The organism is Lysinibacillus fusiformis (assembly GCF_003049525.1).
GTDB lineage: Bacteria > Bacillota > Bacilli > Bacillales_A > Planococcaceae > Lysinibacillus > Lysinibacillus fusiformis.
The window spans coordinates 878,706-898,583 of record NZ_PYWL01000001.1 but is presented as its reverse complement, the minus strand read 5'-3'; the positions used below and the strand labels follow the sequence as shown (position 1 = coordinate 898,583).

The following is a 19,878-nucleotide window of genomic DNA, read 5'->3' as shown; positions in this document are numbered from 1 at the left end:
ACTAGATTACAGTATTTTATTAAATAACTCTATCGCTGTTCGTTTATCTTCTTTAGTCAAGTGGCTATAGGTATTCATTGTTAATCCTACATCACTGTGTCCTAATTGTTCTTGAATAATTTTAAAATTAGCATCATTGCTTAAGAGGTAAGATGCACAAGAATGTCTTAATGCATGGAAATTCAACTTAGGTAATCCAAGCTTTTTAGAGTGTCTATGCCATGTTGAACTAATTGACGAGGGAAGGATAGGGTACCCTAATACAAGTTGTGAAGAGACCAAAAAGTCAATATCCTTATCATCATTGTCTTTCATTGGTTTCCAAGCATGACCTGATTTAATTTTTAATTTTTTTTGAGCATGTACTTGTTCTTTAATTTCATCCATGAACTTTTCAGGAACGTTTACAATTCTAGGTTTTTTATTTTTAGTTGGTCCTAAAATTAATTCGGATTTTCCCTCAGTATCATATTTTAAAGCTTGATCAATCAAAATTGTGTTATTTACGAAATTAATTTTTTCTAATCGAATAGCTGCTATTTCTGATTCTCTTAATCCGACTAAACAAGCCAATTTGTAAATTACACGATATTTTAAATTCAGATTATTAATTGCATCTAGCATTTGAGCTAATTGGTGTGAATCATAAAATTCTAATTCCTTTTTTCTTGGCTCCACATGAGGTGCCTTTATACCACTCATTGGATTTTCATTTATGATTTCCCATTCAACGGCTTTAGCAAATATGCTTTTTAATATGCTGAATTTGTTACTTAAATTTCTTCTTCCTTCTTTCTTTTCCTCAGAGAAGTATTCCACAACATGAAATTTCTTTATTTTTTTCATCTTCATATTGTCGAATTTATCAAACGTTCCAGTATTTAGAGTTCTTAAATAGTGTGACTTTGTAGCAGGTGATAGATCCAATCTTACATAATTGTCCATCCAACGATTACGAAATTCTTTAAAGGTAATGCTTTCGGTTATTTGCTCAATATCCATTTTTGAAACGTTGATTTCAAATTCCGTGATAGCTTTCTTAATAGCACGATCAGACAGACTGTTTAAAGTAACTGTTTTATACTTCCTGATACGTTTACCTGTTTCTTCATCGTACCCAAGTTCAACAGTTATTTTAATACGTGGTTTCCCACTTTTAGCAGGTTCCAAAACGATAAAACTGGCCATATTTACGCTCCTTTCATTAATTGCATTGCAGCAATACTTCACATAAAAACCACCACCTTAAAGGGAATGTATGTTCTTTTTTAGGATAAAATTTTTTTACCATCTACTCTTTTTAAAGAAAGTAGCTCAATAGGAACGCCCTTTTCTTCTATAGCATCATAGATGGTAAAACCCGAAAATATTTGGTCAGTAAATAATTCATCAGGTAGTAATAACTCAACAGCAAATGTATTGGCTTCTATTTCTATTTTTTCAGTAGAAAGTAGAGTGTTCTTTTTTAAAAATGCAGTATTTTCGTTTGGATGTAATACAGCATGTCCTAATTCATGAGCGCACGTTGAAAACTGTTTGTTATGTGGGAGGTTCTCGTTGATATGAATTACTTTTGTGCGGTGAGATCTACTATAATAGCCGTAAATAGACCCTAATGGCTCAAATACAATAACTATTCCTAGCAGATCAGCTAACTTAAAAGGGTTAGTTGTTCCATATTTTTCAACAATTTGCTCTATAATTATTTTAATATCCATCAAAAACACCACCGCGCTTTAATCTCTATATTTATTAGGTGTAAATTTCTGCTTTGCCATACGTTTAGTTAATCGTAGGGTATTTTCCCAAGATGCTATTAATAACTCTCTATCTTCATCATCCAATTCATCTAATATTCTTCCATCAAAGGCAGCGAATGCATTATCTACATCATCACCGTCTATTATCTTTTTGAGTTCTCTTTGAATAGCAAGTTCATCTTTATCAGTCAAATCGTAATAACGTTTTTTATCTGTGCGTCCTAATAAATAATCTGTACTTACATCAAAGTAGTCTGCAACTTTTTGCAATGTTTCACTTTTAGGTGATACGTTATCCCATCTTCTTATTTGACCATTTGAGATACCTATTTCTCTCTCTACTTCTGCAAAAGTTACTTTTCTTTCATCACTTAATAGTTTTATCCTTCTTACTAAACTCACTTATATCAACCTTTCGCAAGGCTTATCGAAACAATATTAACTTTTTAGTCATTGATATATTGACAACTAACTATAAAGTCATTATACTGTGTTCATAAGCTAATTTATTGGCTAAAAAGAGTACAAAAAAGACGACCTATCATAACACATTTTGGCGTTGGGGAACGGTTTAAATGTTGGTTTAAAGGCTTTTTAGAAGTCTTATTTAGCTATGGGTTTATAATAGCAAAAAAGTCATTTTAGGTCAACAAGATTAGCAATTTATTTAGCTTATTTTTTCCAATTAAGCAAAGCGCTGTGATACCGAGCCAATGACGGTATAAAACATTCGGACTTATAGCTTAATTATGGCGGTAGCAACGTCAGGCTTTTCAAGGAGGTTAAGAGATGAAAGAAGATTTAGGAGTGCAAGTGAAATCAGCATTATGGAAAAAAGATATGAGCCAAAAAAACTTGGCTGAGTTGGTGGGTATTTCGAGCGCTTATCTATCTGACATTATTCGTGGCAGAAAAGATGGACCGAAAGCTCAGGAACATATCAAACATATAAGAAAAATCCTAGATATTTAATTAAAACAATACATTTCCGAAAGGAGTAACGAAATGCGAAAAGTGCGTGGAGTAGTGGCGTTGGTAGAGTATTTACAATCTATTAATTGTCCCATAGGAAAAACTACAATTTACAACTTAATGCGTTCTAAAAATATTCCATTCAATAAACCCGCACCAGGTGTATTACTTTTTGATTTGGATGAAATTGATAGCTGGCTTGGAGGCGACAGTAAATGAAAATCAAAGTAGCTGAGTGGTTGGCGTTACCAATTGAGCAACGTTTAGTTTTAATCAGCAACGCAATGAATAAAGCTGTTGCATCACGTAAAAAAATAAATCTATTAATCTATGGGAGGTTAGAACAGTGAGTGATATTGTTCTAAAGTTCGCAAATGACCAACAGTATAAGGCATTTTTGAAAGATGTTAAAGATCAAGTCAGAGAAGAAGTTCTGAATGATTTAAAAGGCCGTATTCCACAATCAAAAGGCTGGACAACAGTACGTAGTCAGATAGAGGAAAAGATGCGTGGCGACTTCAACAATGGCTGTGGTCATTGGTACAACAATCAGCAGGGATTATATGCAACATTTCGACTCGCTTTTAATGTTGCTAGGATCCAAGAGTTGGCACAGAAAGAGGATGAACAAATTCAAAACTTCCATGATGAATTGTTCGCATTAATTGAAAAGTATAGGGGGAACCAAAATGCAAGTAGTAATTAACGTAAAAGGTACTAAATTATCAGTTCTATCAATTCATCGTGCAGAAACAGGACAGCTGCTTTCTGTATACGCAAAAGACGAAAACGGCCGTGAAGCTCGATACATCGATAAAGAGCGCAGCCAATACGATACATCACCACACGTTGCAATAGAAAACTTGGAAGGTGCTTTGGAATATCCCGAAGTAGAGGCAAGGATCATAGAAGAACGCAACAAACTAATACTTCATTTGGAGCAATCGCTGATAACAGAACAACGTAAATTGGATGCTTTATTAGTGGATTTGGGAGAGACAGAGGTAGAATACCCATTTGAAAAATTAGGTGAAAAATTGATAGAAAAGCAAAGCGAATACAAATTTGCTCAGCAAAGAGTCTTTGGAATGTTAGACACGGTAGAAGAAGCTAAAGCATACGCGGAGGGCTATTTCTTAAATGGCAATTGTGAAGCAATTGAAACGCAAAGCAGTAATTGAACAACTGCAGAAGTTCGGTGTTACCAAAGTCGAGGGACAACCGCTAGAAGATGCCTTATACACATCTTTGCTAAAAACACTTGCGCTAAAACGTGCAGCTCAATCATGAAGGGGGATAGTTTATGGATTCACAAGAATTTAAACAAAAATTGAGTACTAGCTTAGGACTGCAAACAATTGTAGCTGGAATGGCAAGATTAGTCGAAGACGAAGGATATACACCACACCAGGTTTTTGAAATGATGACTGCAGCCAAGCAAAATACTTTTCATGCATTAGCTGAAATTCATAGAGAGGTGAAAAAGTCATGATACAAGTTTATTGCAATGATGAAAATGGAATTAACGAATGGTTAGCAGAGTATCACGATTCTGTAGAGGTTATCGATGTGAAAATAGCTATGAACAATGACGGTGAGTACATCATGGTTGTCTATAGAAAAAAATAAAAGTAGGTGATTCCATGCGTATAGGTTATTCACATGCCGAAGAATATGATCGTGAATCAGATTACTGGCAAGACATCGAGGACGCGCAAAATGCCCAAATTAGGGCACAAAAAAACTCGTCAAAGGGCGCAACCAATGGCGAGCGTAAAAAATATATGACACTGGTAGTGTACCACAGGAGGAATTGTAATGGCAAAGTTTAATATCGAAGTTGAATTAGATTGGTTAGATGAAGAAATGACGTTGGATGAAGAAATTCAACGAAAGATCATTTCAGGTATACAAAACCGTTTAACAAACAAGTTAGAAGAAAAAATGGAACAACAACTTTCTTCTGTAATCACTGAAAAAGTAAATTCTATGGCAGATGATTTCATATCAAAAATCATGACAGACAATATTGCGAATATCAAAATTCCTTATAAAACGAGTTCATGGGGTTCAAATGTAGAATACATGTCTTTATCAGAGTATATGGGTAAACAGTTTGAAAAAGCTGTTGCAGAAAAAACACTTACAAAGCATGGAGAGAAACCGAGTTATCGAGATGATGCTAAGTATTCAATCGTTGAATATTTAACACAAGGTTATATCGCAAAAGAGCTTAATGAAAAAGTAGCTGATATGATCCGTGAAGCTAAAACAAAAGCAGAAAAAACGCTAATTAGTAACCTTGAAGCTAATTTACAACAACAATTAAATGCAGATATGTTGAAACGCTTAAATATCCCTCAACTTCTACAAAATCTACACAACACAATCGAATGCGAGGTGAGCAGCAATGAATGACTTAACAACTCAATTCAATAATGTCCAGTCACAACCGACTATGGATCAGCAAAGCGTATTAGCTCAATCAAGTGCTTCTCGCGAAATGGAAGAAGTAAAGGGAGCAATCTTCTTAGCAAAGCAGTTCCCACGCAACTATTTTGAATCTGAAAAACGTATTCAAGACGCTTGTAAACGTCCGTCTTTAGCAACTACAGCTACTTATGCGTATAAGCGTGGATCATCCAAAGTTGAGGGGCCTTCCATTCGATTAGCTGAGGTATTGGCTCAAAATTGGGGGAACCTATCTTATGGTATCCAGGAGCTTGAACAGCGAGACGGTGAATCAGTTGCAAAAGCTTATTGTTGGGACCTTGAAACAAATGTACGTCAGGAAAAAGTCTTCACAGTAAAGCATGTACGAAGTGCGCGAGGTAGTTTAACTAAATTAACTGAACCGAGGGATATTTATGAGCGTGTGGCTAGTGATGGCGCTAGAAGATTAAGAGCATGTATTTTAGGTGTAATCCCTGGTGATGTTGTTGAAATGGCAGTAGAACAATGCCGTTTAACATTAGCTGGCCAATCTGATAAACCGTTGAAAGATCGAATAAGTGGTGCATTAAGTCACTTCAAAGAAAATTACGGTGTAACACAAGAAATGATCGAAGACCGCTTTGGATATAACGCTAGTTCATTTAGTGAATTTGACCTTGCACAACTAACAAGTATTCGTAATTCGTTAAAAGATAAAATGTCTAAAGTTGAAGATTGGTTTGACAAGGAGATTGGCAAGCAACAATCAAGCGGACTAGCTGCAGACTTCAACAAAGAGCAGGGCGAGGTGAAGTCAGATGAAAACACCGTTCCAGCTGAACAAGAATAATTACCATTCTAGCGAAGCCAATCAGTACTATATGTCAGTTTCACAATTTAAGAGTGCAATAGAGTGTGAGGCTAGTGTAATTGCGGAGCTAGAGGGCAAGTATGAACGTACTTCATCCCTTGCTTTGACAGTAGGTTCTTATACGCATTCAGCATTTGAAAGCGACCTTGTTTTTGACGAATATGTCGAGGCAAACAGAGGCATTATTTTCAATACGCGAGGTGGGAAATACGCTGATTTTAAGCAAGCTGATTCCATGATACAAGCTATAAAAAATGACCGATTCGCAATGTTTGCCCTAGAAGGTGACAAAGAGGTTATTTTCACAGGTGAGCTGTTCGGTGTCCTTTGGAAAGTCAAAGTCGATGCAATTAATCATGGCCGTAAAACATTCACTGATTTAAAGACAACTCAGAGCCTTAGCAAGCGTTATTGGAGCGACAAGTATAGTAAGTACGTTTCGTTCGTTGAAGCCTTTGATTACGTGCTACAGATGGCGATTTATCGTGAAATAATCTACCAAAATACTGGCGCTTATTACACACCTTACATTGTGGCAGTCACAAAGGAAACACCGCCTGATAAAGCAATTTTGCACTTTGACCAAAGCCGATTTGAATTTGAATTGGAATATGTTAAGGAATATTTGCCAGGCATTATAGCCGCTAAATTAGGCAAGCAGGAGCCGAAACGATGTGAAGTATGTGAATACTGTAGAGCTACAAAGCAATTAAACAACACATTTGAAATAGAGTTTCTTTTGAAGTAGGTGATACCAAGATGGCAGACATTACTTGGATAAAAATAAAAACTGACATGTTCGATAACGAGAAAATCAAGCTTATTGAACGAATGCCCGAAGGTGATACGATCCTCATAATTTGGATAAAGCTACTCACTTATGCAGGTAAGGCAAACTATAACGGCTTTATTATGCTAAGTGAAAATATCCCGATGAACATTGAGGAAATGGCGATCATCTTTAACAGACCTTTAGAAAAGGTTAGGTATGCAATTCAAATACTGCAGCGTTACAAGATGCTTGAAATCAATGAGCAAGAGGTTGTATTAATCGCTAATTGGGAGAAGCACCAAAACATTGATGGTATGGAGCGTGTAAGAGAATTAAATGCAAAGCGTAACAAGGAATATAGGGAAAGAAAGAAGCAATTATCCTTAGAAATGCCATCCGAAAATAGTGACGTTGCCGTGACGTCACGTGACGGTACAGATATAGATAAAGATATAGATAAAGAATATATATTGTCGGGCAACAAACCCGACTCTATCCCTTACAAAGAAATAATCGATTATCTAAACAAAAAAGCTAATAAGAAATTTAAACATACATCTCAGAAAACACAAACATTAATCAAAGCTAGATTTAAAGAGAAGTTCACTTTAGATGATTTCAAACAGGTAATCGATATTAAAACAGCTCAATGGTTAGCAGATCCTAAAATGTCCGTGTATTTACGTCCTGAGACATTATTCGGAACTAAATTTGAAGGATACCTAAATGAGCAAAGCAAGTTTGCTCCTACATCACCATTACAAAATCAAGGCCCTATACAAACAACAATGTACAAGCCAATTAATGCAGATTTATCGAGAGGTGAAGGTTAATGCTTACAGAAGAAGCCGTATTAGGAACATTGTTAAAGTTTCCTCACTTGCTAACTGATACAGATTTAAAGCCAAGCTATTTCCAGTATGCAGAGAATCGCAATGTATTGCAGGCCATGAAAGAGTTGAACGCTAAAGGTCAGGTTGTTGACTTAATAACCATGTTGACACAAGGTAGGCCCGAAGATTTCGGTGGAGCTGGAAAGCTTAATAAAATTCAAAATCTCGCAAATGAAGAAAAGTTTGATAGTTATGTTGGCATCTTACTAGATAAATGGCGTGAGCGTGAAAAGTACAACATCTTAGAAGTAGCCAAACATGAAAACTGGCCACTTGAAAAAATTACGAATGAATTAAACAGCCTGGTATCAAACAACACGGACGATCACAACAGCATTAACGAACTAGTTATGCAGGTTGCAGAAGATCCCTGGAAGCCAATGCAAGGTACAAAGGGAATCCCTACAGGCTTAGAAGCATTACAGACCGCGACAAACGGCTGGCAGAATACAGATTTAATTATTGTAGCTGCAAGGCCATCGATGGGGAAAACAGATTTCATGTTGCATTGTGTGAAGCAAGCAGGCTGGCAAGGCTGTTTACCAATTGTCTTTAGTTTAGAAATGTCTGCAGCAAAATTAAGAGATCGCATGATAGCTTCTACAGGCAATTACAACCGTAACAAAATGAAAAACTTATATGAGCGTTTAACAGAGGGCCAAAAAGAGTCCTGGATGAAAGTAATTGCTCAGGTTTCTAAAACGAATGTTGAAATTTTTGACAAGAGTGGACAAACCATTTCAGAAATGCGAATGAAGATCAGGAAAATACGGAATCAGAATCCTGATAAACAGCTAATTATTTTCATCGATTATTTAACGCTTATTAAGCCATCGGATGAATCAAAAAGCATGCATTTATCGATCTCAGAAATATCTAAGGCATTAAAGGCAATTGGAAAAGAATTTAATTGCCCTGTTATCTCACTGGCCCAATTATCGCGTGGTGTAGAAAAGCGCCCTGATAAACGGCCGATGCTTTCAGATTTACGTGAATCAGGAAGTATTGAGGAAGACGCTGACGTTGTAGTCTTCTTGTACCGTGATGCTTATTACTCAAAAAATGATGAAGACGATTCGCTAGAGATCATCATAGCTAAAAATCGTGAAGGGGAAGTCGGTACAGTAAATTCTAAATTCAACAGATGGACAGGTGTAGTGAGTGACGTTCAATGAGCTACTACTTGAAGCAATCAAGTGTGATGATGAACTACTAGCCTACTCAATCTACTGGCTCATAAAAAACAATGTCGTAAAGGGAACTGATCGGGCCAACAACATCAATTGGAATCTAGTAAACCATGAAGAAGTGAAGCGAATGAGAGAACGCAATGAATTGAATTTGCAAACAATCAAGACTTATTCGGTCCCACTTGGTAATAGAGAACACATTATCATTTTTGCTCAAAGCGAAGAATCAGCAAAAGGACATGTCTATGCAGAGCTTGGGAGAATCCCAACAAAGATATTCGACATATCAAACAAGATAGATATGAGCTTTTGGTTTCCTGAGCAACAAAAAAATAAATCATTACGCCAGGTGAAGGATGAAACGTTAGTCTTTCCAGCCACAGCAATGATTTTCACGAAAGGATAGAGGCGCATGTCTGAAAATACAAATGAAACGCTGATTAAACAACAAGCAGCGCTTAAAGAAATCGTAGAGATTACAAAAGGTTTAATCGATATGAACCCAGCATACGAAAAAATTCATAATATCGCTTTGAACGGATTGGGGGAACATCATGAGAGAGATTAAGTTTCGTGCTTGGATGGAAAATAAAATGCTTTCGCATGAAGATTTGGTGGATATGGATCAAGAATCTTATGCAATGTATACGATTTTAACGGAACCGCAAGAGGATATTACTTTTATGCAATTAACAGGCTTAAAGGACAAGAACGGCAAGGAGATTTATGAGGGGGATATTGTTGAATACAACGATTTTAACTCATTAAGAACAGGTGGACATGCAGAGGATAAAATCATTGTCGGTAAAGTCGTTTTCAGTTGTGGTATGTGGATGGTCGAAGAGAATAATTGTGGTCACGATTTATACGAAGGTTTAGTAAATGATGAAGAATTAGAAATCATAGGCAACATTTACGAAAATCCTGAACTATTGGAGGGAACAGCATGATTAACCGAGTCGTATTAGTTGGCCGCCTAACTAAAGATCCTGAATTACGATATACACCAAACGGTATTGCATCATGTCGCTTCACATTAGCTGTAAATCGTGCTTTCAAAAGTGAAGGTGAACAGCAAGCCGATTTCATTCAGTGTGTTGCTTGGAGAAAACAGGCCGAGAATCTAGCAAACTTTCAGCGAAAAGGTAATTTAATAGGCGTTGAGGGCCGTATTCAAACAGGAAGTTATGAAGGTCAGGATGGCAAGCGTGTATACACTACAGACGTTGTAGCCGATAGCATTCAATTCTTAGAGCATAAAAACGGCTCAGAAGGCGCTCAGAACGATTCGAACGCACGTTCTGATACAAATAGAGGGGCAGGTTCTCAAAACGGCTCAGGAGGGCACAGAGGGCCTCAAAACACACAGCCAAATTATACAAGGGTAGACGAAGATCCTTTTGCAAATAGCAAAGGCCCGATTGAAGTAGATGAAGACGATCTTCCATTCTGACGAGGTGCTGTAAATGAAAAAGTTTTTAGTGAGGTACATCGATAAAAAAGTACCTGGAAATAAAGAAATGTTTGTAGATGCTGAGGATCAAGAAAAAGCACGAATCAAAGCTAGACATACCATCGGGACAATCAAACACATCATTCATGTTGAACCTGTTAAAGAAAAACGCAATAAGTACAATAACAAAAAGGTTGAGCATGATGGAATTAAGTTTGATAGCAAAATGGAACGAGATTATTACGATCATCTAATAGATTTGCAGAAAAAAGGGGTAATATACGATTTCATAATGCAAAAGAATTACACCATATTTGATGGCTACACAAAAAAAGGTGTAAAAGTTAGGCCAATTATTTATAGGGCTGATTTCGAAGTACATTACCCTGATGGACGAATAGAAGTAATCGATATTAAAGGGCAGCCAACCAAAGATTTTAACATTAAGAAAAAACTTTTTGAATATCGCTATCCATTCGAATTGATTCTCTTAACTTATTCCAATATTGATGGTGGTTGGATCACACATGAAGATCTAAAAGAAGCACGAAAAAAACGTAAAATCGAAAAGGGGAAATAACGATGAAAAAACAACTAAATCAAAAAGAACAATGGTATGCAGATACTCGCGAAGAAGCAGAGGAAATTGTGACAGAAGCTAAAGAAAATGAAGCGCTAATCATGAATAAAATTAGCGAGAAATATAACAAGTACGGTCAATACTTCCTGGTTGATTTAACATACCAATATGGTACGCCTAAAGAAGTAATGGAAGGTAAGAAGCCCGAGGGTAGCGATGCACCTGATGGCCAAATGAGCATGGATGAAGTCGATCAGCAGTCTACTGAGACTGAATAAAAAGTGAATAGAGGGCCTATTTTCTGAGGCTCTCTTTTTTATACCCAAAAACAGCGAAGAAGGTGGAGAAAATGGTAAATTCCTCATGGAGTTCGAAAGGGAACGAGCTTCTAAAATGTCCAGTAGAGGGCTGCAATCATATTGGCCAAGTTATTACAAAAGTCCATTGCAGGCTTGAACATGACATGACTAGGGATGAAGTAAAGAAGAAATACGGATTTCCAAAACGTGTAATTATGTTGAAGCCTAGCCAGGTTGCAGGTGGCTTTAAGAAATGAATATACGGAATGGTATTCCTATTATCCAGCCTGGACAAAAGAAGCAAGCGCAAGGACAACTATGGAAAGCCGAGTCTAATCCTTACAAGCGATACATTGAAATGACAATGACGGTTGATGGATGTGAGGCAAGTGTTATCATGCCGTATAAATATAAATGGGTGCAAAAGTACAAACATGAGGGATGGATTACAAAGGAGGTTTGGGTTATATGAAGAAGTCCGAAATACAACAAAAGCGTAATGAGATATTAAAGAAAATTGATGCTCTGCAGTCAAAATGTAATTGTTTTTCAGCCGAAGAAACTTCTAACTGTGCGAACTGTAAGGAAATAGCAGAGTATGGGAAGATGTTACTTCACTTATCAAATAAACGCTTAACAGTTTCCGGTGCTGATGCCAAACCTAAAAACCGTAAACCTGATGTAACTCTTGTGATTACGAAATCCCAATACCATGAATATAAAAAGCAAAAGAAAAAAGATAAAGAAATAGCCGCCATTTTTAATGTTAGTGCTTCAACATTGAGCAAATGGAAACGGAAAAACAATATTGCGAGATAGAAAAAACGTGAAGTCACAAGAGGGTGAGAATATGAGGTTTTTAGACCTATTTGCTGGTATAGGAGGATTTAGACTAGGACTTGAACAAGCAGGACATGAATGTGTCGGCTATGTTGAGTGGGATAAATTTGCAAGAAAAAGTTACGAGGCTATACACAATACAGAAGGAGAGTGGACATGGCATGACATCACAACAATTGACTATAGAGACATACCAAGAGCCGACTGTTGGACATTCGGATTTCCTTGCCAAGACTTGTCAGCGGCAGGAGAACAAAAAGGCTTTGATGGAAAAAAATCCTCTTTGTTTTTTGCAGTCACTAAGCGATTACGCCAAATCAAAGAGTGGGATTCCGAAAAAATGCCTTCCTACTTACTCGTTGAAAACGTTAAAAATTTTTTCTCAGTTAATAGAGGATGGGATTTCCTTAAAGCCCAAATTGAACTGGATGCAATCGGGTATAATCTGGAATGGCAGTTACTCAACTCTAGAGATTTCGGAGTCCCACAGAATCGAGAAAGGGTGTTCATTGTCGGACATCTTAGAGGAAGAAGTACCCGAAAAGTATTTCCTATCGAAAGAAGCATGCCAAACAATCTTGAACTCGTTGGATTGCTAGACATAAAGGGAAATGAATCTATTAGACGAGTTTATAAAGAATCAGGGTTATGTCCTACACTCACTACTATGCAAGGTGGAAATAGGGAACCTAAAATACTTGCTTTAAGAGGTAGATATGACGAAGATGGTTCGACATCTCAAAGAGCAGAGATAAACAACAAAAATATATCTAATACACTTACAACTGTACAAAAGGACAACCTTCTTTTAAAGCAAGATCGAATTCGCAAATTGACACCGCGCGAATGTTGGAGATTGCAAGGTTTCCCTGATTGGGCATTCGATAGAGCTACGGCTGTAAACTCGGATAGTCAGTTGTACAAGCAAGCTGGGAATAGCGTAACGGTAAACGTAATTGAGGCAATTGGAAAGAAGTTTCTTTAAAAGAAATAAACAAACAAGGTAGGTGCTGCACATGTACGAATGGTTGCGAGATTACCAACGAATAGAAGACGATATTGCCTATCTTGAATTTAATCTCGAACAATCACAGAGGGAATTAAAGCGCTGGGTAGAAGGAGATCTGATAGGAGTTAAATTAACTGCTGAATCAGATGGTGCCAAGCTAGAAGAACGAATTGAACGTATTAAAAATGAATTGCAAATAAAAGAGAAAGAACGAGAAAACTTCATAAAGCTGATTAGTAAATTCAAAGGATTAGATCATAAAATCCTACGATTAAAGTATGTGGATGGCCTAACACTGGAAGACATCGCAGAGGAATTAAACTATAGTGCCAGCTACATATATAAGAAACATGCTGAAATAGCTAAAATGATTCGATTTGCACATGAAATAAAACTTTCACTTTACTGACACCAAGTTATCTGAATAGAAACCATTGAATATCCGTTATATGATAGTAGTATCAAAAAGCGCACGGAAATGCGTTAACAAAAATAAGCATTACAAAATAAACACGTTGCTTGTACGTGTATGTCGGAAACAAGCATTAAAGGCCGTACAAAATAGTGCGGTCTTTTATTCTTATGAGTACTATCACACAATATATCAAACAATAAGTGATTATCACCACCTATAATCTATTGGTAGGAGGGTGTGTTATTAATGCAGAATAGGAAAATCGCAAAATATTCCAATGTAGAATGCGATATAGAACTCTGTTTTTAGGGTGTATGGACTTTGATTAAGGCAATTTAGAGACATATGCCAAGTAAAAATACTCATGAGAATTTAAAATATTTGTTAAAGATAGTAACATTACAACTTTTTGTATTTTGCTGTAAATATGTGTTTGAGATTGTATAAAATATAGGTTAATATAATTGGTGATACTTGTACTATTATAGTACTTTAGTTTTGATGTATTCTCTACAGATTAATTTATTTACCTGTATTTTATATAGCAAAGGGGAAATTGAATTGGCAAAATTACAAACTGAATTTCATAATTTTATACAAAATTTAAAAGCCTTAGAACTTTTTATTAAGGTTCAAGACGAATTAATGAATATTAACTATAGGAGCAGATCCCTTAAGAATAATGAGTTTACCAATGCTGCAACGGAGCTTATAAGCGATGTTGTACAATTAACAAAAGATATAAGTGAAGGAGAATATGATATTCAGATAATTAATAAGGCAAATGAAAAATTTGCTGATAAAGGAGTAAATATTTTTACAAAAGAAGTTGAATATAAAGACACTCCAGAAGTCCACTTTAAGATCTCTAATTCTCAAATGGAAAGAGAAGTAGGGGAAGTAATGAAGATGGCTGATTTAGTTACAAGACAACAAGAATTACTATTTAGGAACTCATTAACTAGCTTAATGATATACTTTGAAAATTTAATATCAAATATTATAAAGTTGAGATTATCTAAATTTCCAAACGCCTTTAATCCTAAAGAAAAAACTATCAAATATAAAGATCTTATGGATTTTGAGAGTATAGATGAGGCGTTGGATCATTTAATTGAAAATGAAGTTATCGATATAATGTATGGAGGTTTCAAAAGTTGGGTTTTTTACTTAAATAAAGCAGGAGTTAATACAAAAAAAATAGATTTTTTTACAGAAGTGATTAATGAAGCTTATAGTAGAAGAAACTTATTTGTGCATAACGATGGAATAATAAACAACGTATATCTAAATAAAGTTTCAAAAGAATACTCGCAAGATGTAGCTAAAGGACAGCGACTTTCTATTTCTGAGGATTATTTAATTAAGGCTGTTAACAATGTTAAAATTTTCGGAGTGATACTATTATTGGAAGCATGGAAAGTGTTCGATAAAAATGGCCATGACGATGCATATGATTATATAATGGGAAAAGCTTTTGATTCAATGAAAGAACATGATTGGGAGTTTGCTAAATTTATTTATGAGTTTTTACATGCAGAAGCTGACAACCACGCCAATAAAATTATTACACAGATGAACATATGGCTATGTGAGAAGGAACTCGGGAATTTTAAGGAGATTGAAGAATCTGTAAAAAAATGCGATGTAAGCGGATTGCAAACTCATTATGAGCTTGCAAAATTATCTTTATTAGAAAACTCGGACAAATTTTTTGAAATTTTAGGTCACAACCCTGATTCACTAGATACAGAAGCATTGGGAGAATGGCCAATATTTAAATATATGAGGGAAGATTCAAGAGTGAATGAATACTTGCAAGATGTTGAGAGTATTGGAATGATTAATTAATATTTAAACGGAAAGTCACATCTAACAAGGTGTGGCTTTTTATTATAGCTAAAAGGTGGTGAGTACATTGTTAAAGAGTTGTGCTTATTGTGGTGGTATTCATAAACGTGGTCAATGGTGTGCATCTAAGCCGGCAGCTACAAAGCAGACCACATACATTGATAGATTCAGATGGTCAAGGGCATGGAAGAATAAGCGAGCGCACATAGCTGATCGTGACAAACATCTATGCCAGGTGTGCTTACACAACTTATACAATACTCAGATGCAATATAACTTCACAGACTTAGAGGTGCATCACATAGAGCCTATAGCTAATGCATGGGACAAGAGGCTAGAGGATGACAACCTTATTTCATTGTGTCGTTACCATCATGAGCTTGCAGAGAAGGGAACAATACCTGCAAAAGAATTAAAAAATATTATTTTGGAGAGTACCCCCCAGGTATTTGGTGAAAAAACGTGAAATTCCTGTACACCGACTGCCCCCATTTGTTCTAAAAAAATTCCCTAAATGAAAATTTTTAAGGAGGTGAGGAAATTGGCTAGACCATCTAAAAGTGTGAAAACAATGAGCAAGAATTTAACGAAAGAAGAAATCGCTATTCGTACTCAAACAGAGGACAAATTAAAAGGTGCTGCCGATGAAATCTTGCCTCCTACACACCTGAATGCAAGGCAAAAGAAAATTTTCAATTTCATTGTGAAGGAGTTACAAGCAAGTGGGATTCTTGGGAACCTCGATATTTATATTCTAAGTACCTGTGCGGTAGCCATTGACCGAGTGCAACAAATTGAACGAATTATTAACAGAGATATTGAAAGGCTTTTAGATCGTAACTTACTGAGTGCTAAAGATAAGTATTCAAAAGAGTTTTTCCGTTGCTGTAATGAATTAAGTCTGTCGCCACAAAGTCGAGCAAAGCTAGGTAATATTAATTTCCAAGTTCGAGTTGAAGAAGATGATCAACTGTTAAAAGTATTGCGTGGTGGTAAGAAATGATATACGAAAAGGCTGTAAAATACGCTGAAAGAGTTGTAAAAGGCAAAGAAATTACAACAAAAGAGGTCATTATTCAGTGTAATTGGTTCCTAAAGGATTTAGAAAAGCAGTATGAGGACGATTTTGATTACTATTTCGATATGGAAGAAATAGAAAAGATAGAGGGTCTATTAGAATTACTTAACTTTGCTACAGGTTTAGGCGTTGCAGGAAAAACAATATTAGAAGGCTTGGAAGGATTCCAGGCTTTTTTTCTTGTCAACATTTTCGGATGGCGCTTTAAAAACGATAAAGAAAAGTTTAGGTACCGTGATATTACGTTGTTTATTCCTCGTAAGAATGCGAAGACGTTCATTTGTGCCTTAATCATAATCATCTTAATGCTTACAGAGGATGATTATTCGGAGTTTTATTCTATCTGTTTGGACCGTGAGCTTGCAGGTGAAGTTAAAAAGGCTATGACACAAATTATCATGGCCAGCCCAGGCGTTGCTAAATACTTTGTGATTCCAAAAACGTTAAGTGGAAAAATTGTATGTACTTTAACAAATAGTTTTTACCAGGCACGTACTGCAGAGGCGAATAGAAATAACTCAATCCGTCCATCTGCTTTTATAGCTGATGAAGTTGGCGCGTTTAAAGATTACAAGAATATAAATGCCATGAAATCGGGGCAATTAAACGTTAAAAATCCATTACGTTTTAAATTAACAACGGCCTACGCTGAGGATAAATCGATCATGCTGGAAGAATTGGCGTATGCAAAGAAAGTCTTTAATGGATTTATTGAAGATGATCGCATGTTTGCACTGCTTTATTATGCTGAGGACGAGCATTTATGGGACGATACAGGGCTATTACAAGCGAATCCATTGAGAGTTGAGGAAAACTATAACGAGATAAGAGACAGCCGTAAATCAGCCATAGAAAAGCCCTCAGAACGTGAAGAATATCTTTGTAAACATATGAATCACTTTTTACCTTCTAATAGTGGTGAAGCGTATGTAAATGTGGAAGACTTGCGGAAATGTAAAATGGATAATTTCGATTGGTCGGGTCGTCAAGTTTGGTTAGGTTTAGACTTGGCCATGACGAATGATAACTGTTCATTTTCGATGGTGACAGAGGAAGACATGCAAATATATGCTGATTCCTACGCGTTTGTACCGACTGAGCGTATTCCTGATAAAAACCGAGTGGAAAAGATTAATTACTACGATCACATTAAGTCAGGGAAATGTTTTTCTTGTGGTGATATGACTGTTGATTATGGCTTTATCGAACAAATGATTTTGGAGGTTGAAGAAAAATTCAACGTGTTTGTAATGGGCGTAGCGTATGACCGTTATAACTGCCTTTCTACTGCTCAGAAACTAGAAAAAGAGGGTTTAGTCACGGTGGAAGTAAAACAGCATTCAAGCGTATTACATCCAGCTACTAAGCTATTACGCGAGAAGATTATGAACAAAGAATTTCACTACACTGAAAATGATTTGTTGGAGGAAAACTTCCAAAATGCCAAAGTCACTGAGGACACTAATAAAAATATTTATGTGAATAAGAAAAAATCAACAGGCAAGGTCGATATGGTTGTAAGTTTAATCAATGCAATCTATTTACTGCAGCATGATGTCATCTTTAATCCTGATGCTGATTGGGGCGCACAAGTCATTTAAGGAGGTGAGATTGTGGGATTAATAAAAGAGTGGCGCGAATGGCGTGATTATAAACGTATTCAGGAGTTTCGAGAAAGTGGAATGGATGAATTATTGCTGCAAGCAGGTTTAACAAGTGCAGTTTTAACAAAGGAAGAAGCGCTAAGTATACCTAGCGTTGGCACCTGTGTAGATTTAATTTCGGATATTATTGCAACTTTACCTATCAAATTACACAAAGAAACCAGCGGTAAAGTCGAAGAAGTGGATGAAGATAGACGAATTATTTTGCTGAATGACGAGACATACGACACACTAGATGGCTTCCAATTTAAAAAGGCCCTAGTAACTGATTACTTGTTGGAAGGTGCAGGATATGCATATATCAATCGAAAAAGAAACAATGTCGAAAGTGTTCACTATGTAGAAAATCGAAATGTATCTGTGCTAGTTGGTATTGATCCAATATTTAAAAGCTATGATATTTCCGTCAATGGAGTGAACTATCGGGAGTTTGAATTTATAAAGATTGCTCGAAATTCAAAAGACGGTGTAACAGGCAATGGCATTATTAAGGATCACAATAAGATTTTATCGGTTGCGTACAATACGCTTATTTTTGAGGAATCACTTGTGAAGACTGGCGGTAATAAAAAAGGTTTCTTAAAGTCATTGGGCCGATTGTCAAAGGATGCAATTACGGAATTAAAAACAGCCTGGAACAATTTATACAAGAACAATACAGAAAATATTGTTGTATTAAATAATGGCTTAGATTTCAAAGAGGCGTCGAGTACATCGGTTGAAATGCAACTGAATGAAAACAAAAAGACCAATTCAAGCGAAATAAACAAACTCTTTAAAGTACCTGATAGCATTTTGGATGGCTCAGCCAATGAAGAAGTGCATACAAACTTTATTAAAAATTGCATACTGCCGATTATTCGAGCAATTGAAACGGCATTGAACAAGGACTTGCTTCTTCCATCGGAAAAAGAGCAGTCTTTTTATTTTGCTTTTGATATGAAAGAGCTAATCAAAGGTGACATTGAAAAACGCTATAAAGCTTATGAAATTGCTATTAAAACTGGCTGGATGCAGATTGACGAGGTTCGTTATTTAGAAGATCAACCACCACTTGGTTTAGATTTCATTAAGCTGGGCTTGCAAGATGTCTTATATGATCCAAAAACAAAGACAATTTATACGCCAAATACCAATAAAACCGCTGATATTTCAGAAGGTGGCCAGGTATCCGAGAAGGGAGGTGAAGAAGTTGAGGATTGAAATTAGAGGAAATCAAGTATTACTAGATGGCTATGTAAATGCTGTTGAGCGCGAAAGTCGCGTTTTACCTTCACCAAGAGGACGTTTTAAAGAAAAAATCCGTGCTAAAACCTTCGAAAGAGCTTTAGATAAGGCTGAAAATGTTGATCTATTATTCAATCACGACAAAAACCGTAAGCTTGGATCATTACAAGAGGGCAATTTGCAATTGTATGAAGATAACATCGGTTTACGTGCTATTGCTCATGTATCTGATGAAAAAATCATTCAAAAAGCAAAAGATGGCGAGCTTAAAGGTTGGTCATTTGGCTTTGTTGATAATAAGCCATTGTGGGAAGACGGAGAAGACGGCATTCAGAAACGAACGCTTGAAGACATCGAGCTTTTGGAGGTATCTATTTTAGATATAACGCCAGCTTATGTAGCTACTTCAATCGAAGCTCGCGGAGAAGAACAAGCGATTTCTGAAACTCGCGGTGCTGATTTTAAAGCCGAGATTGAAAATCGATCAGAAGAAACGCGATCTAATAAAGAAATTGATTACTCATTGTTTGAAAAACAAATTGAGCTTTTAAAATTGAAAGGTGGAAACTAA

General features: G+C 36.2%; 33 protein-coding genes. 30 read left to right on the top strand and 3 right to left on the bottom strand.

Annotation, left to right across the window (positions count from 1 at the left end; translation table 11 throughout):
* Positions 1 to 6: 6 nt before the first annotated feature.
* From C9J29_RS04350 to C9J29_RS04340, 3 genes are all read right to left on the bottom strand, one after another.
* The gene (locus C9J29_RS04350) at positions 7 to 1,188 is read right to left on the bottom strand and encodes a tyrosine-type recombinase/integrase (RefSeq protein WP_107921706.1); all 1,182 of its coding nucleotides are present in this window, start codon (positions 1,186 to 1,188) and stop codon (positions 7 to 9) included.
* A gap of 80 nt (positions 1,189 to 1,268) precedes the next feature.
* Entirely contained in the window at positions 1,269 to 1,718 is a 450-nt protein-coding gene (locus C9J29_RS04345; protein WP_107921705.1) for an ImmA/IrrE family metallo-endopeptidase, read from the bottom strand.
* An 18-nt stretch (positions 1,719 to 1,736) separates the two neighbouring features.
* Complete coding sequence (locus C9J29_RS04340) at positions 1,737 to 2,162, bottom strand: helix-turn-helix domain-containing protein (protein WP_107921704.1); 426 nt, start codon at positions 2,160 to 2,162, stop codon at positions 1,737 to 1,739.
* A 387-nt stretch (positions 2,163 to 2,549) separates the two neighbouring features.
* Between C9J29_RS04340 and C9J29_RS04335 the strand changes: the two genes are divergently transcribed.
* From C9J29_RS04335 to C9J29_RS04205, 30 genes are all read left to right on the top strand, one after another.
* Entirely contained in the window at positions 2,550 to 2,732 is a 183-nt protein-coding gene (locus tag C9J29_RS04335) for a helix-turn-helix domain-containing protein (protein ID WP_107921703.1), read from the top strand.
* A gap of 33 nt (positions 2,733 to 2,765) precedes the next feature.
* Positions 2,766 to 2,951 (top strand): MerR family transcriptional regulator, encoded by a 186-nt coding sequence (locus C9J29_RS04330; protein WP_107921702.1) that lies wholly within the window; start codon positions 2,766 to 2,768, stop codon positions 2,949 to 2,951.
* Positions 2,948 to 3,082 carry a hypothetical protein gene (locus C9J29_RS24900; protein WP_255319023.1) on the top strand — a complete coding sequence of 45 codons (135 nt, stop codon included), beginning with the start codon at positions 2,948 to 2,950 and terminating at the stop codon, positions 3,080 to 3,082. The genes C9J29_RS04330 and C9J29_RS24900 overlap by 4 nt, the downstream gene beginning before the upstream one ends.
* Entirely contained in the window at positions 3,079 to 3,438 is a 360-nt protein-coding gene (locus C9J29_RS04325) for a hypothetical protein (protein ID WP_107921701.1), read from the top strand. Before C9J29_RS24900 ends, C9J29_RS04325 begins: the two co-directional genes overlap by 4 nt.
* Entirely contained in the window at positions 3,422 to 3,913 is a 492-nt protein-coding gene (locus tag C9J29_RS04320; protein ID WP_107921700.1) for a hypothetical protein, read from the top strand. The genes C9J29_RS04325 and C9J29_RS04320 overlap by 17 nt, the downstream gene beginning before the upstream one ends.
* Positions 3,873 to 4,022, top strand: coding sequence for a hypothetical protein (locus C9J29_RS24195; RefSeq protein WP_164908753.1), 150 nt, complete (start codon positions 3,873 to 3,875; stop codon positions 4,020 to 4,022). The genes C9J29_RS04320 and C9J29_RS24195 overlap by 41 nt, the downstream gene beginning before the upstream one ends.
* Before the next feature lie 13 nt (positions 4,023 to 4,035).
* Positions 4,036 to 4,224 carry a hypothetical protein gene (locus C9J29_RS04315; protein ID WP_107921699.1) on the top strand — a complete coding sequence of 63 codons (189 nt, stop codon included), beginning with the start codon at positions 4,036 to 4,038 and terminating at the stop codon, positions 4,222 to 4,224.
* Positions 4,221 to 4,361 (top strand): hypothetical protein, encoded by a 141-nt coding sequence (locus C9J29_RS24190; protein WP_164908754.1) that lies wholly within the window; start codon positions 4,221 to 4,223, stop codon positions 4,359 to 4,361. Before C9J29_RS04315 ends, C9J29_RS24190 begins: the two co-directional genes overlap by 4 nt.
* Positions 4,362 to 4,550: 189 nt before the next feature.
* Positions 4,551 to 5,150: a hypothetical protein gene (locus C9J29_RS04305; protein WP_107921697.1), complete on the top strand. Its 600-nt coding sequence runs from the start codon at positions 4,551 to 4,553 to the stop codon at positions 5,148 to 5,150.
* Positions 5,143 to 6,015, top strand: a complete 873-nt coding sequence (locus C9J29_RS04300) for a hypothetical protein (protein ID WP_201798420.1) — start codon at positions 5,143 to 5,145, stop codon at positions 6,013 to 6,015. Before C9J29_RS04305 ends, C9J29_RS04300 begins: the two co-directional genes overlap by 8 nt.
* Positions 5,984 to 6,784: a PD-(D/E)XK nuclease-like domain-containing protein gene (locus C9J29_RS04295; RefSeq protein ID WP_237068738.1), complete on the top strand. Its 801-nt coding sequence runs from the start codon at positions 5,984 to 5,986 to the stop codon at positions 6,782 to 6,784. The genes C9J29_RS04300 and C9J29_RS04295 overlap by 32 nt, the downstream gene beginning before the upstream one ends.
* 11 nt (positions 6,785 to 6,795) lie before the next feature.
* On the top strand, positions 6,796 to 7,641 hold the full coding sequence (locus C9J29_RS04290; protein WP_107921696.1) for a phage replisome organizer N-terminal domain-containing protein: 846 nt from the start codon (positions 6,796 to 6,798) through the stop codon (positions 7,639 to 7,641).
* On the top strand, positions 7,641 to 8,876 hold the full coding sequence (locus C9J29_RS04285) for a replicative DNA helicase (RefSeq protein WP_107921695.1): 1,236 nt from the start codon (positions 7,641 to 7,643) through the stop codon (positions 8,874 to 8,876). The genes C9J29_RS04290 and C9J29_RS04285 overlap by 1 nt, the downstream gene beginning before the upstream one ends.
* The gene (locus C9J29_RS04280; RefSeq protein ID WP_107921694.1) at positions 8,863 to 9,297 is read left to right on the top strand and encodes a hypothetical protein; all 435 of its coding nucleotides are present in this window, start codon (positions 8,863 to 8,865) and stop codon (positions 9,295 to 9,297) included. Before C9J29_RS04285 ends, C9J29_RS04280 begins: the two co-directional genes overlap by 14 nt.
* A gap of 6 nt (positions 9,298 to 9,303) precedes the next feature.
* Positions 9,304 to 9,459 (top strand): hypothetical protein, encoded by a 156-nt coding sequence (locus tag C9J29_RS24185; RefSeq protein WP_164908755.1) that lies wholly within the window; start codon positions 9,304 to 9,306, stop codon positions 9,457 to 9,459.
* Positions 9,446 to 9,841 (top strand): YopX family protein, encoded by a 396-nt coding sequence (locus C9J29_RS04275; protein ID WP_107921693.1) that lies wholly within the window; start codon positions 9,446 to 9,448, stop codon positions 9,839 to 9,841. Before C9J29_RS24185 ends, C9J29_RS04275 begins: the two co-directional genes overlap by 14 nt.
* Positions 9,838 to 10,344, top strand: coding sequence for a single-stranded DNA-binding protein (gene ssb / locus C9J29_RS04270; RefSeq protein WP_107921692.1), 507 nt, complete (start codon positions 9,838 to 9,840; stop codon positions 10,342 to 10,344). Before C9J29_RS04275 ends, ssb begins: the two co-directional genes overlap by 4 nt.
* Before the next feature lie 13 nt (positions 10,345 to 10,357).
* Positions 10,358 to 10,924 carry a DUF1064 domain-containing protein gene (locus tag C9J29_RS04265; RefSeq protein ID WP_107921691.1) on the top strand — a complete coding sequence of 189 codons (567 nt, stop codon included), beginning with the start codon at positions 10,358 to 10,360 and terminating at the stop codon, positions 10,922 to 10,924.
* 2 nt (positions 10,925 to 10,926) lie between these two features.
* Positions 10,927 to 11,202 carry a hypothetical protein gene (locus C9J29_RS04260; RefSeq protein WP_107921690.1) on the top strand — a complete coding sequence of 92 codons (276 nt, stop codon included), beginning with the start codon at positions 10,927 to 10,929 and terminating at the stop codon, positions 11,200 to 11,202.
* Positions 11,203 to 11,273: 71 nt separating this feature from the next.
* Entirely contained in the window at positions 11,274 to 11,480 is a 207-nt protein-coding gene (locus C9J29_RS04255; RefSeq protein WP_107921689.1) for a hypothetical protein, read from the top strand.
* Positions 11,477 to 11,695 (top strand): hypothetical protein, encoded by a 219-nt coding sequence (locus tag C9J29_RS04250; protein WP_107921688.1) that lies wholly within the window; start codon positions 11,477 to 11,479, stop codon positions 11,693 to 11,695. Before C9J29_RS04255 ends, C9J29_RS04250 begins: the two co-directional genes overlap by 4 nt.
* Positions 11,692 to 12,042, top strand: a complete 351-nt coding sequence (locus C9J29_RS04245) for a hypothetical protein (RefSeq protein ID WP_107921687.1) — start codon at positions 11,692 to 11,694, stop codon at positions 12,040 to 12,042. Before C9J29_RS04250 ends, C9J29_RS04245 begins: the two co-directional genes overlap by 4 nt.
* 31 nt (positions 12,043 to 12,073) lie before the next feature.
* Entirely contained in the window at positions 12,074 to 13,048 is a 975-nt protein-coding gene (locus C9J29_RS04240) for a DNA cytosine methyltransferase (protein ID WP_107921686.1), read from the top strand.
* Positions 13,049 to 13,079: 31 nt separating this feature from the next.
* A complete protein-coding gene (locus C9J29_RS04235) occupies positions 13,080 to 13,481 on the top strand; it encodes a DUF1492 domain-containing protein (protein ID WP_107921685.1) in 402 nt (133 codons plus the stop codon).
* A gap of 567 nt (positions 13,482 to 14,048) precedes the next feature.
* Positions 14,049 to 15,338, top strand: a complete 1,290-nt coding sequence (locus C9J29_RS04230) for a hypothetical protein (RefSeq protein WP_107921684.1) — start codon at positions 14,049 to 14,051, stop codon at positions 15,336 to 15,338.
* A 55-nt stretch (positions 15,339 to 15,393) separates the two neighbouring features.
* Positions 15,394 to 15,804, top strand: coding sequence for an HNH endonuclease (locus C9J29_RS25050; RefSeq protein ID WP_309545002.1), 411 nt, complete (start codon positions 15,394 to 15,396; stop codon positions 15,802 to 15,804).
* Positions 15,805 to 15,879: 75 nt separating this feature from the next.
* A complete protein-coding gene (locus tag C9J29_RS04220) occupies positions 15,880 to 16,341 on the top strand; it encodes a P27 family phage terminase small subunit (protein WP_107921682.1) in 462 nt (153 codons plus the stop codon).
* Positions 16,338 to 18,017 carry a terminase large subunit gene (locus C9J29_RS04215; protein WP_107921681.1) on the top strand — a complete coding sequence of 560 codons (1,680 nt, stop codon included), beginning with the start codon at positions 16,338 to 16,340 and terminating at the stop codon, positions 18,015 to 18,017. Before C9J29_RS04220 ends, C9J29_RS04215 begins: the two co-directional genes overlap by 4 nt.
* A 12-nt stretch (positions 18,018 to 18,029) precedes the next feature.
* Positions 18,030 to 19,283, top strand: a complete 1,254-nt coding sequence (locus tag C9J29_RS04210; RefSeq protein WP_107921680.1) for a phage portal protein — start codon at positions 18,030 to 18,032, stop codon at positions 19,281 to 19,283.
* Positions 19,273 to 19,878, top strand: coding sequence for an HK97 family phage prohead protease (locus C9J29_RS04205; RefSeq protein ID WP_107921679.1), 606 nt, complete (start codon positions 19,273 to 19,275; stop codon positions 19,876 to 19,878). Before C9J29_RS04210 ends, C9J29_RS04205 begins: the two co-directional genes overlap by 11 nt.